The sequence below is a fragment of the Martinezella sp. CNPSo 3964 genome, from assembly GCF_057784375.1.
Genome location: NZ_JBXSOW010000011.1, coordinates 1 through 13,040, shown reverse-complemented (window position 1 = coordinate 13,040; position 13,040 = coordinate 1). Strand labels below are relative to the sequence as shown.

The window sequence follows — 13,040 nt, the reverse complement described above, 5'->3', positions numbered from 1 at the left end:
TCCACGATGCAAGGAATAACAGTTATCGTAATGTAGGATAAGCAATGATCGATCTCACGCAGTTGCGCAGCTTCGTCGCCGTCGAGCAGCTGGGTAGCTTCACGCTGGCGGCGGAACGGCTCGGGCTTGGGCAATCGACCGTCAGCCAGCATATACAGCGGCTGGAAACGGAACTCGGGCGCAAGCTTTTGGCGCGCGATACGCATCGCGTGGTGCTGACTGGCGATGGCGAGGCATTGCTCGGCCATGCGCGGCAGATGCTGTCGATCGAGGGCGAGGTGCGGCAGCTCTTTGCCGGCAACAGCCTGCGCGGCAGTCTCCGGCTCGGCGTTTCCGAGGATTTCGTCACCAGTCAGCTTCCCGATGTACTGGAGGATTTCGTCCGTTCGCATCCGTCCGTCGATCTCGAGCTGACGGTGGCGCTCAGCGGTACGCTTTATGAAATGCAGGACAATGGCGATCTCGATCTCGTGCTCGCCAAGCGCCGGCTCGGCGATATCAGGGGGAAGCTCGTCTACCGCGAGCCGCTGGTCTGGCTGGCGCGCGACCCGGAGCGTATTCGCAAGCTGGCTGCACCGTTGCCGCTGATCGCCTTTCCCACCCCGAGCGTCACGCGTGCGGTGGCGCTGGAGGCGCTGCGCCGGCAGCAGATGCCGTGGCGGATCGTCTGCACCTGCGGCAGTCTCAGCGGTTTGACGGCAGCGGCGCGCGCCGGCATGGGCGTCCTGGTCCAGCCGAAGAGCACCGCACCTGCCGGATTGACGGAGATTGCGCCGGGCTGGCTGCCCGTTCTCGAAGATGTTGAATTCGTGCTCGTGCCACGCAAGGGCGCGGACCAGCTTTTGGTCAAGGCACTCTCGGACGATATACTCGCGAAGGTCAGGGGACCGCGATCAAGCTAATGGCGAAATAGTCCATCAGATATTGTTAAAATTCATTTCCGATCATGTGGATGGGGGCAGAGTTTATTTTGCCGGCTGCCATTTCTCTTTTTTCCGCTGTACTCGATTTCAGGCGGAAGTCAGCTTCTTCTGCTATCTCCGGTGGCGATGGGTGAGTAGCGGGGGGATAGTCGTCCGATGATATATGGTGCCATCTTCATTTCCGGACTTGTCGCCTGCGTCGTGGCAATGACGATGATCGTACATAATGCACCGGCGTCCGATCGCGACGATTTATCGAACTTCGCCATGATCGCCCATCGGAATCAAAATTGAACCCCGCCGCCATTGCGGGCGCCGTCCGGTTGTGGCCGGCTCCGGCGCTCGTTCTTTTGTGCGATCAAGCCAGGCAAGCGAGGAAATTCGCCACATCGGCCTCGGTCGTTGCGAAGCTGGTGACCAGGCGGATCAGCGTTTCATCACTGCCGACCAGATCCGGCTGCGATTCAGGGATAGGCCATTCGTAGAACTTCGCGCCTTTGTCCTCGGCTGTCCTGGCAGAGGATTTCGGGATGATCGCGAAAACCTCGTTCGAGACGGTCGGCCAGGCAAGGTGGGCGCTGTTTGTCTTCTCGATACCGGCACGCAGACGATCGGCCATGCCGTTGGAATGGCGGGCGAGATCGAGCCAAAGGCCGTCCTGGAAGTAACCGTCGAACTGGGCGGCGATGAAGCGAGATTTGGAGAAAAGCTGGGCGGCGCGCTTGCGGATGAAATGCATCTCCTTCGCCTTCTCGGGATCGAAGAAGACGATTGCCTCGGCGCACCAGCAGCCGTTCTTGGTGCCGCCGAAGGAAAGGATGTCGATGCCGCGCTTCCACGTCATATCGGCCGGCGTTGCACCGAGTGCGACCAGGGCGTTGGCGAAACGCGCGCCATCCATATGCAGCGGCAGGCCGTTCGCCTTGGTGATGGAGGCGATGGCATCGATCTCATCCAGCGAATAGACCGTGCCGATTTCCGTCGCCTGCGTGATCGTCACGGCGGCGGCGCGGCCATGATGCACCGCATCCTGCGGGAAGCGGGCGATCTTGGTGGCAAGCGCCTTGGGGTCGATCTTGCCGAGAGCGCCTTCGACCGTCGCCAAGCGGGCGCCGCTGAAGAAATCGGGTGCACCGCATTCGTCTTCGGCGACATGCGCCTCGTTATGGCAGAAGCTGATGCCGCCCGGCTTCTGAACGCTGGCGAGCGACAACGAATTGGCGGCCGTACCCGTTGCCACGAAGAAGACGGCAACCTCGCGCTCGAAAACCTCGGCGAATTTGGCTTCGACACGCTGGTCGAGCTCGCTCGTGCCGTAGGCGGAGGCAAAACCGTTGGATGCGGCGAGCAGACGTTCGGCGACTTTGGAATGGGCGCCGGCCCAGTTATCGGAAGCAAAGAACATGGAAATGCACCAGATGAAGGATTGAATTGCGGCTAGACTAGATGGGGTCGGCCGGACATTACGCCAATGCAAAAACCTATCAAGAGCGTGAGCTTGAAGAATGCATCACAGAAATTGATTGACGCAATCAACAAATAAAATGATGCGCCGCAGCGAAACTTTATTGCTTGATTTATGCAACAAAGGCAATCTTCCGTCTTTCGTTGACGAAATTTTGCCGTTTTGCTCTTGCGAAGGCTTAAGCTTTCTGGCATAGAGCTGATGAATTAGGACAGGGTTGCTGTCCTATTTTGGCCGCCAAGGCCGAAGATGCGCGAGAGGGTCCTGACGATGTCGGGATTTCGAGCTATAGTTACCGGGAGCATGTCCTTTCCAGCCTTTCGAGGCGGCGGGCAATGCGGCGGTGGAATAGCAGGGCGCGGAACGCTGACGACTGGCCCCACTCACGGGGCCACGGTTCGCGGCCGGATCTTCACAATGCAACAGCGCTGTCGCGCGTCGGCCCCGGAAACGGACCGCGCGGGACGAAGGAGCGCCCGCGACGCGGGCCTTACCGGAGGGAAGACCATGACGAACAGGACGACGTTTACGAGTTTTGACCAGACCGCTGCAGCCAATGCTGCCGCGACGGCCAAGACGTCGAAACGCGCTGTCGGCATCCCGCCGAAACAGGGCCTTTACGATCCGCGCAACGAGCATGACGCCTGCGGCGTCGGCTTCGTCGCGCATATGAAAGGCCAGAAGTCGCATCAGATCGTGCGCGACGGCCTGTTCATCCTCGAGAACCTGACGCATCGCGGTGCTGTCGGCGCCGATCCGCTGATGGGCGACGGCGCTGGTATTCTCGTGCAGATCCCCGATCGCTTCTTCCGCGAGGAGATGGCCAAGCAGGGCGTCATCCTGCCGAAGGCTGGCGAGTATGGCGTCGGCCATTTCTTCCTGCCGCGCGACGAGGCGTTGATCGAGCATTTCAAGACCGCGATCACGCAGGTCGTGGCCGAAGAAGGCCAGGTTCTGCTCGGCTTCCGCGACGTGCCGGTCGATAACTCCTCGCTATCGAAGGCGCCCGACATTGCCGCCACCGAGCCGCATCATGTCCAGGTCTTCATCGGCGCCGGCCGCGATGCCGGTACCAACGAGGAGTTCGAACGCCGTCTCTTCACCCTGCGCAAGGTGATCTCCAACCGCATCTATGCGGAATATGAGGGCGAGGAGAGCAGCTTCTACCCCGTGTCGCTGTCGAGCTCGACCATCGTCTACAAGGGCATGTTCCTCGCCTATCAGGTCGGCGCCTATTATAAAGACCTCTCCGACCCGCGTTTCGAGACCGCGGTTGCGCTCGTGCACCAGCGTTTCTCGACCAACACCTTCCCGTCGTGGAAGCTTGCGCATCCCTACCGCATGGTCGCGCATAACGGCGAAATCAACACGCTGCGCGGCAACGTCAACTGGATGGCTGCGCGCCAGGCATCGGTATCCTCGCCACTGTTCGGTGAAGATATTTCCAAGCTCTGGCCGATCTCCTACGAGGGGCAGTCCGATACGGCCTGTTTCGACAACGCGCTCGAATTCCTCGTGCGCGGCGGATACTCCATGGCACACGCCATGATGATGCTCATTCCCGAGGCATGGGCCGGCAATCAGCTGATGGCCGCCGAGCGCAAGGCATTCTATGAGTATCATGCAGCGCTGATGGAGCCGTGGGATGGCCCGGCCGCCGTCGCCTTTACCGATGGCAAGCAGATCGGCGCGACGCTCGATCGTAACGGCCTGCGTCCGGCCCGCTATCTCGTCACCAGCGACGACCGCATCATCATGGCGTCCGAAGCCGGCGTTCTGCCGGTTGAGGAAGAGAAGATCATTCAGAAGTGGCGCCTGCAGCCGGGCAAGATGCTGCTGATCGACATGGAAAAGGGCCGCATCATCTCCGACGACGAGGTGAAGTCGGAACTGTCAAGCAAGCATCCCTATCGCAGCTGGCTGAACCGCACGCAGCTGATCTTGGAAGACCTGAAGCCGGTGGAGCCGCGCGCGCTGCGCCGCGACGTGTCGCTGCTCGACCGCCAGCAGGCCTTCGGCTACACGACCGAAGACACCAAACTGCTGATGTCGCCGATGGCGACGACAGGGCAGGAAGCCGTCGGCTCCATGGGCACGGATACGCCGATCTCGGCCATGTCCGACAAGCCGAAGCTGCTCTACACCTACTTCAAGCAGAACTTCGCGCAGGTGACGAACCCGCCGATCGATCCGATCCGCGAAGAGCTGGTCATGAGCCTCGTCTCGTTCATCGGCCCGCGTCCGAACCTGCTCGACCATACCGGCATGGCCAACGCCAAGCGCCTGGAAGTCCGCCAGCCGATCCTGACCAACGGCGATCTCGAAAAGATCCGCTCCATCGGTCATACAGAGGATCGCTTCGACACCAAGACGCTCGACTTCACCTATGATGTCGAACGTGGCGCCGAAGGCATGCCCGAGATGCTCGACCGGCTCTGCGAGCGGGCGGAAGCGGCCGTTCGCGGCGGCTACAACATCATCGTGCTCTCCGACCGCCAGATCGGACCGGACCGCATCGCGATCCCGGCGCTGCTGGCGACGGCCGCCGTGCACCATCACCTGATCCGCAAGGGCCTGCGCACCTCGGTCGGCATCGTCGTCGAAACCGGCGAGCCGCGCGAAGTGCATCATTTCTGCCTGCTGGCCGGTTATGGTGCGGAAGCGATCAACCCCTATCTCGCCTTCGACACGCTGCTCGACATGCACCAGCGCGGCGAATTCCCGAAGGAAGTGGACGCGACCGAAGTCGTCTACCGCTATATCAAGGCAGTGGGTAAGGGCATCCTCAAGGTCATGTCGAAGATGGGCATCTCGACCTATCAGTCCTATTGCGGCGCGCAGATCTTCGATGCAGTTGGCCTGCAGCAGGAACTGGTCGACCAGTACTTCTTCGGCACGGCGACCATGATCGAGGGCATTGGCCTCGACACGATCGCTGCGGAAACTGTTGCTCGTCACGCATCCGCTTTCGGCCGCGATCCGTTGCTGGCAAGCACGCTCGACATCGGCGGCGAATATGCCTATCGCATGCGCGGCGAAAGCCATGCCTGGACGCCGGATGCGGTTGCCGCGCTTCAGCATGCCGTGCGCGGCAATGCCGAGGATCGCTATCGCGAGTTCTCCGAAATGGTCAACGAGTCGGCGCTCCGGATGAACACCATCCGCGGCCTCTTCAAGATCAAGGGCGCGGAAGCGCTCGGCCGCAAGCCGATTTCGGTCGACGAGGTCGAGCCGGCTGCCGATATCGTCAAGCGTTTCTCGACGGGTGCCATGTCCTTCGGCTCCATCAGCCGCGAAGCGCATACGACGCTGGCAATCGCCATGAACCGCATCGGCGGCAAGTCGAACACCGGCGAGGGCGGCGAGGAAGCCGACCGATACATGCCGCTCTTCGACGGCTCGCCGAACCCGGAACGCTCCGCCATCAAGCAGATCGCCTCCGGCCGCTTCGGCGTGACGACCGAATATCTGGTCAATGCCGACGTGCTGCAGATCAAGGTCGCGCAGGGCGCCAAGCCCGGCGAAGGCGGTCAGCTGCCCGGCCACAAGGTCGATGCGACGGTCGCCAAGACCCGGCATTCGACGCCGGGCGTAGGCCTGATCTCACCGCCGCCGCACCATGACATCTACTCGATCGAGGATCTGGCACAGCTGATCTACGATCTGAAGAACGTCAACCCGACCTCGGATGTCTCGGTCAAGCTCGTCTCGGAAGTCGGCGTCGGCACGGTTGCCGCCGGCGTCGCCAAGGCGCGCGCCGATCACATCACCGTCTCCGGCTATGACGGCGGCACCGGCGCCTCGCCGCTGACCTCGCTGAAGCACGCCGGCTCGCCTTGGGAAATCGGCCTTGCCGAGACCCAGCAGACCCTGGTGCTGAACGGGCTGCGTTCGCGCATCGCCCTGCAGGTGGATGGCGGTCTGAAGACCGGCCGTGACGTCATCATCGGCGCGCTGCTCGGTGCCGATGAATTCGGCTTTGCCACCGCGCCGCTGATTGCGGCCGGCTGCATCATGATGCGCAAGTGCCACCTCAACACCTGTCCGGTTGGCGTCGCCACTCAGGATCCGGTGCTGCGCAAGCGCTTCAAGGGCGCGCCGGAGCATGTCATCAACTACTTCTTCTTCGTGGCCGAAGAAGTGCGCGAGATCCTCGCCTCGCTTGGCGTTGCCAAGCTCGACGACATCATCGGCGCTTCCGAGCTTCTGGAAAAGGACGACATGCTCGCCCACTGGAAGGCCAAGGGGCTCGACTTCAGCCGCATCTTCCACAAGGTCGAAGCCGCCAAGGAAGAGACCTACTGGACGACGGTGCAGAAGCACCCGATCGACGACATTCTCGACCGCAAGCTGATCGAGAAGGCCGAGCCGGCACTTGCTTCAAAGACGCCTGTCGCCTTCGAAGTCGACATCAAGAACGTCGACCGTTCGGCCGGCGCCATGCTGTCGGGCGCGGTTGCCAAGCGCTATGGCCATCGCGGCTTGAAGGACGACACGATCAACGTCACCCTGAAGGGAACGGCCGGTCAGTCCTTCGGCGCGTTCCTGGCGCGCGGCGTGACCTTCAACCTCGTCGGTGACGGCAACGACTATGTCGGCAAGGGCCTTTCGGGCGGCCGCATCATCATCCGCCCGCCGGAAAACTCGAAGATCATCGCTGAACACTCGATCATCGTCGGCAACACCGTGCTCTACGGCGCAACCGAGGGCGAGTGCTACTTCCGCGGTGTCGCGGGCGAGCGCTTCGCGGTCAGAAACTCCGGCGCTATCGCCGTCGTCGAAGGCGTGGGCGACCACGGCTGCGAATACATGACCGGCGGCGTCGTCGTTGTGCTCGGCGAAACCGGCCGCAATTTCGCGGCCGGCATGTCGGGTGGCGTGGCCTATGTGCTCGACGAGAAGGGCGATTTCGCCCGTCGCTGCAACATGGCGATGGTCGAATTGGAACCGGTTCCCGAAGAGGACGAGCTGCTGGAGAAGCTGCATCATCACGGCGGCGACATCATGCACAAGGGACGTGTCGACGTCTCGGATGACATGACGCGCCATGACGAAGAGCGTCTCTTCCAGCTGATTTCGAACCACTTCCATTATACGGGCTCGACGCGAGCCAAGGAGATCCTCGATCGCTGGGCCGACTATCGCCCGAAATTCCGCAAGGTCATGCCGGTCGAGTACCGCCGCGCCCTTGAGGAAATGGAGCGCAGCCGGATGAGCGTGGCGGCGGAGTAATCCGCCCCGGTTCTGAAACCAGTCGAGGGTTTCGCCTCGCATTGCGATCGCCGTCACGGCGATCGCGACTGTCGAACAGCGGAATCGGATTTGAATTAAAGTGCCGGACAGGGAAACCGAGATGACCCTCAGGCACGGGAGCCATGAGCTCCTCTTTTAGAGTGAGGAAACGAAAGCATGGGCAAGGTAACAGGCTTCTTGGAAATCGACCGGCAGGTGGCGAAGTATCAGCCGGCGTCGGATCGCATCCGGCATTTCCGTGAATTCACGATCCCCATGTCGGACCCGGAAGTGCAGAAACAGGCAGCCCGCTGCATGGACTGTGGCATTCCCTATTGCCATGGCCCGACCGGCTGCCCGGTGCACAATCAGATCCCCGATTGGAACGACCTCGTCTACAACAACAATTGGGAACAGGCGATCCACAACCTGCATTCGACCAACAACTTCCCGGAATTCACCGGCCGTGTTTGCCCCGCCCCCTGCGAGGAAGCCTGCACGCTGAACCTGGAAGATGCACCGGTCGCCATCAAGACCGTGGAGCAGGCGATCGCCGACAAGGCCTATGAGCTCGGCTTCATCCGGCCGCAGCCGGCAACCGTGCATACGGGCAAGAAGGTTGCGATCATCGGCTCCGGCCCTGCCGGCATGGCAGCCGCCCAACAGCTCGGCCGCGCCGGTCACGACGTCCATCTCTATGAGCGCGAAAGCAAGGCCGGCGGTCTGCTGCGCTACGGCATCCCGGACTTCAAGATGGAGAAGAACTTCATCGACCGCCGCGTCGAGCAGATGAAGGGCGAGGGCGTCACCTTCCATTGCGGCGTCAATGTCGGCGTCGACGTGAAGATGGAGCAGCTTCTGGCAGACTATGATGCCGTGCTCTATTGCGGCGGCTCGGAAACCCCGCGCGAAGCCGGCATTCCCGGCACGACGCTTGCCGGCGTTCATGACGCCATGCCCTATCTGGTGCAGCAGAACCGCCGCGTCGGCCGCGAAAACATCGACAGCGTCGGCTGGCCCGCCGATCCGATCCTGGCCGGCGGCAAGCATATCGTCGTCGTCGGCGGCGGCGATACGGCCTCCGACTGCGTCGGCACGGCATTCCGCCAGGGCGCGGTGAAGGTGACCCAGCTCGACATTCGTCCGCAGCCGCCGGAAAAGGAAGACAAGCTCGCCGTCTGGCCGTTCTGGGCGACGAAGATGCGCACCTCCTCTTCGCAGGCCGAAGGTGCGGTTCGCGAATTCCAGGTCGCAACGCTTGAATTCATCGGCGAAGACGGCGTGCTGACGGGTGTGAAGTGCTGCGAAGTGGATGAGCGCCGCAAGCCGATCGCCGGCACGGAATTCGTCATCCGCGCCGATCTCGCCTTCATCGCCATCGGCTTCCGCGGCCCGTTCACCGACAGCGTGCTCAAGGAACTCGACGGCAAGCTGACGCTGAACACGGACCGTCGCGGTTCGACCAACGTCGTTGCCAACGATAAGGACTACAAGACCTCGATCGACAAGCTCTGGACGGCCGGCGACATTCGCCGCGGCCAGTCGCTGGTCGTCTGGGCGATCCGCGAGGGCCGTCAGGCCGCGCGTGCGATCGACGAGGCCCTGATGGGTTCGACGGTTCTGCCGAACTAAAATTCGCGGCTGTTTTCATGCTGTGACCAAAGGCCGGGTTCGCAATGAACCCGGCCTTTGTCGTTATCGGCTTGCGGCGATGTTCCAGTTGTAGATGCAGCGGTCGAGACCGATGGCAATTTCCAGCACCGCGACGTCATGGTCCATCGCCGGCCCTTTCTTCTGCTGGCTGCGATAGCGCTGGGGGAAGTCCGTGCGTCTCGAAATCGAGCAGACCTCCATCCATTTGTCGCCGTTGTCGACCTCGATATCCATCGTGACCTGGGAATAGGCCGGCAAGCGATCGGACGGCACGATCCGCGTCGGCAGATGGATCACTGAGGCGATCATCCGGCGAACAGGTTCCAGCGAGGCCGCGTGATAATCATTGCCGCTGTCGGCGGTGAAGGCGCATTGGAATTCGAGCTGCCAGAATTCCTTGAGCCGTACATGCTTGCTCGGCTGGTCCTGTTCCCGGCGGTAGGATTTCCCGGCCTGCCAGACGCATAGCGGCAGCCGCGTTCTCGAATGATTTCCGAGCAGGTGCTGCATGTAGATGTAGGTTGAGGGTGTCGTTTCCGGCCGCAGCACGAGTTCGGCCTCGGTGTTCGACATTTGCTGCTGTGCCCATATGTCCGAATTGGAATAGGCATCCGAGACGAGGTTTCGAGGCATCAGGGTCGGAGCCTCGACTCTTCGGATATCCCAGGCGGGGTTTGAAGATCGCAGGAAGCTCGCCACTTCGTCGGAAAGGAACCGGACGAAGTCGTCGCGCAACTTGATGTCCCGCTCTTCCCAGTGAACGAGCGAATTGACGTTATAGATAGTGAGCACGTGCCATTCTCCATGGGCAACGTTGATGTCCTGAGGTGAGGGCTTTACGTCCAGCAGCCGCCGGACACGCCAATCGCTCCGGCTGTCACGACTGGACGCGGAGACCTCGGCCGGAGAAAGCGCGCACAATCGCAGCCTGCGGGCAGGTGCGGTAACGATCGATATGATCTGCGCTCTTGGTGCTCATGCAACTCTTCTATTGGCGGGGTGCATTGTTGTCAAACGGCGTCCGCGATATCTACCGCGCGACCGATCCTGGCAATCTGTAGTCGTCCACACGACCGATCGGCGCCGGGTCCATCTGGCCCTTCTCGACCAGAAGATCGCGTGGCGATGATGTCACCGCCGCAGGGGCAGGGGTGCTGCCGAGAAGCTGCGAGCCGCCGTCGAGATCGGGGTCGGAGAGGCTTATGGGTTGCGTGCGGGTGATCTTTTCCGATTCCGCGCCGGGAAGATTGGCCTGTTGCGCCGGCAGCGGATTGCCGGTGTCGAGGCGCGTGATGTCGGGGCTTGCCTGATCGCCCAGGATTCGGCGGGCAGACTTCTCCAGATAGAAGGCGACCTTGCGCTTGCCGGCTGCCGTCAGATTGACGCCGTCCGCCGTCCTCAACCGGACCTGCTGGCCGTTGATATCCGAACCGGTGACGATGAATTCGCCGTTCTGGTCGGTAAATCCGTCCCAGATGTCGATGAATTCGCCGCCGACGCTGGTCATCTGGCTCTGGTAAACCTGATTGAGCTTGACCGCGCTGGCGGTCAGCTGATCAGAGCCGAAGGAGGGCAGGCCGACCCAGAGCAAAGGAATGTGGCGGCTCGTCACCAGTTTGGCGAATTGCTGTACGCGCTCCTCATAGGCGAGAAACCACGGGTCGGTGCCGTACTTCTCGTTGAGCCCATCGCCGATCATCTGCTGGCGGTCGTTGGCGCCGATCATGACGACGACCATGGCCGGCTTCAGCTGGTCGATCATCCCGGGTAATTGCTGCGGCCAATTGTAGTAGTCCTGCCGCACGAGGCCGGAGGCGACGTTGCCGCGCGACTGGACGACGACGCCGGGGGAGGTGGAGAAGGCATCCTCCAGCCCGGTTGCCAAGCCGCTCGCCAGGAAATCGCCGACAACGAGGATGGTCTTGGCGTCGGGAAGCTTTTCCGCCGGTGGCGGCGTTTCCGGCTGCGCGACCGGCTGGCGCGGCGGCGGGGTCGGCCGCTTCTTTGGCTGTACCTTGCGCCGCGGCGGCGGCTGCTCGGCCGGTTGGTCCGGATAATCGGGCTCGCGGGTGCCAAACAGCATGTCCAGCAGGTTTCGCCGCGGCCGCTCCTGCGCCTGTGCCATGTTCGGCAGGCAGCCAAGCGCGATGATGACGGCGAGGAATGCCGTCAGAACAATCCTTAGAGTTGCCATGGTCGCGCGGGCAGAGTGTTTCATCATAGCTTCTTTTCCGCTCACGACTCCGTGGTCGCATGAGGACGATTTCATCGTCCGGCGATCCCGGATTCGCTCGAGGCGGCTTACTTGCGCAATGCCTTCAGCAGGCTCATCGAGGGCTCGCCATCCGCATCCATGCCCATGCGTTCCTGAACAGCTGATATCGCAGCCTTGGAGCCAGAGCCGAAATTGCCATCGACCACGCCGTCATAATAGCCGAGCTCCTTCAAACGCGTCTGCAGCTCGAATTTCTGCTTGACGTCGAGCGCGCCGCTCGGGCGAGGCCAGGATTGCTGCATGCCGCCATAGCCGGCGATCTGGTCCGCGAGCAGACCGACGGCAAGCGCATAGCTGTCGGAGGCGTTGTAGCGCTTGATGGTGAAGAAGTTGCCGGCCATCAGGAAGCCGGGACCATTCGGACCGCCGGGCATCTTCAGCTGCGCGCGATCGGAGTTCGTGCGGAAGCCCTTGCCGTTGGGGCGCACGAAGCCGAGGGCCGCCCATTGCGCAATCGTATGTGTCTTGCCGGCCTGGGCGCTGCCGCCCGGTGGCACGACGACTTCATAACCCCAGGTACGGCCGGTATCCCAGCCGTTCTTGGCGAGAAGATTGGCTGTCGTCGCCAATGCGTCCGGAATGGAATTCCAGATATCGGCATGGCCGCTGCCATCGGCATCGACGGCATAGAGCAGGTAGCTGGTCGGAATGAACTGCGTATGGCCCATGGCGCCGGCCCAGGAACCGTTCAGGTCCTTGCGCGAGATATCGCCCTTTTGCAGGATCTTCAGCGCGGCGATGAGCTGCTTCTTGGCATAGTTCGCCCGCTTCGGATCGGCATAGGCAAGCGTCGCCAGTGCGCGGGGCACGTAGTGCAGCCGATCGTTCTTGGCCAGAACCTCGCCGTAATTCGATTCCATCGACCAGATGGCCAGCATGATATTGCGGTCGACGCCGAAGTGCTGTTCGAGCGTGCGCAGTGTGGACCCGTACTTGACTGCCATCTTGCGGCCAATATCGACCGTATAGGGATTGACACGGGAGTCGAGGTAATCCCAGATTTGGGACTTGAATTCCGGTTGGTACTGCGCTTTTTCGAGGACCGTGGGGTCTGGGTCCGTCACGCCGGCAAATGCATTGCGATAGGTCGATTGCGTAATGCCGCTCTTTGCGGCGGTAGCGTAGAAGCCCGCGATCCATTTTTGGAACCCAGGGTCAGCATTGGCGTTAACGGGAAGGAATCCCGCCAAGGCGCCGAGCGCGAGCGCCAGAGCAAGACCACGAAGGGAGTGTTTGCGGTTTACGGTCATCTACAGCCTTGTCCATCAATCGTTGGATTTCGGTGCGGCGATGCACATAGCATCGGCCCAGGCGTGACGCTAAACGAACGAAGTCAACAAATTCTTTACCATGGAAGTCCGCATCAGTCATTATTTGCAAAACAGTAGCAAATTTAATCTAGTGACCTTTAGAATGGCTTGGTGCCAACTGATTTAATGCCCAGGAGGTATGAGTGGGACAGCATAAGAAGGTTCGTAAGGCAGTATTTCCA

7 protein-coding genes are annotated in these 13,040 nt (G+C 61.5%); 3 read left to right on the top strand and 4 right to left on the bottom strand.

Translation table 11 applies throughout. From position 1 onward, the window contains the following. Window positions 1–44: 44 nt before the first annotated feature. Window positions 45–902, top strand: a complete 858-nt coding sequence (locus AC13Q5_RS27420; RefSeq protein WP_488503839.1) for a LysR family transcriptional regulator — start codon at window positions 45–47, stop codon at window positions 900–902. A 379-nt stretch (window positions 903–1,281) separates the two neighbouring features. Here AC13Q5_RS27420 and AC13Q5_RS27415 read toward each other — a convergent pair whose 3' ends face one another. Next, complete coding sequence (locus AC13Q5_RS27415; RefSeq protein WP_488503838.1) at window positions 1,282–2,328, bottom strand: threonine aldolase family protein; 1,047 nt, start codon at window positions 2,326–2,328, stop codon at window positions 1,282–1,284. A 567-nt stretch (window positions 2,329–2,895) separates the two neighbouring features. Between AC13Q5_RS27415 and gltB the strand changes: the two genes are divergently transcribed. Beyond that, window positions 2,896–7,620: a glutamate synthase large subunit gene (gene gltB / locus AC13Q5_RS27410; protein ID WP_488503837.1), complete on the top strand. Its 4,725-nt coding sequence runs from the start codon at window positions 2,896–2,898 to the stop codon at window positions 7,618–7,620. A 177-nt stretch (window positions 7,621–7,797) separates the two neighbouring features. Further along, window positions 7,798–9,252 (top strand): glutamate synthase subunit beta, encoded by a 1,455-nt coding sequence (locus tag AC13Q5_RS27405; RefSeq protein ID WP_075851630.1) that lies wholly within the window; start codon window positions 7,798–7,800, stop codon window positions 9,250–9,252. Between the two features lie 63 nt (window positions 9,253–9,315). On the opposite strand, the gene AC13Q5_RS27400 is transcribed toward AC13Q5_RS27405, so the two are convergent. The 3 genes from AC13Q5_RS27400 to AC13Q5_RS27390 all read right to left on the bottom strand — a co-directional run bounded on the left by AC13Q5_RS27400 (window position 9,316) and on the right by AC13Q5_RS27390 (window position 12,798). Continuing rightward, window positions 9,316–10,065, bottom strand: coding sequence for an aminoacyl--tRNA ligase-related protein (locus AC13Q5_RS27400; protein ID WP_457878925.1), 750 nt, complete (start codon window positions 10,063–10,065; stop codon window positions 9,316–9,318). 238 nt (window positions 10,066–10,303) lie between these two features. Beyond that, entirely contained in the window at window positions 10,304–11,494 is a 1,191-nt protein-coding gene (locus AC13Q5_RS27395; RefSeq protein ID WP_457878926.1) for an SGNH/GDSL hydrolase family protein, read from the bottom strand. A gap of 80 nt (window positions 11,495–11,574) precedes the next feature. Next, window positions 11,575–12,798 (bottom strand): lytic murein transglycosylase, encoded by a 1,224-nt coding sequence (locus AC13Q5_RS27390; RefSeq protein ID WP_457878927.1) that lies wholly within the window; start codon window positions 12,796–12,798, stop codon window positions 11,575–11,577. Between the last annotated feature and the right edge of the window lie 242 nt (window positions 12,799–13,040).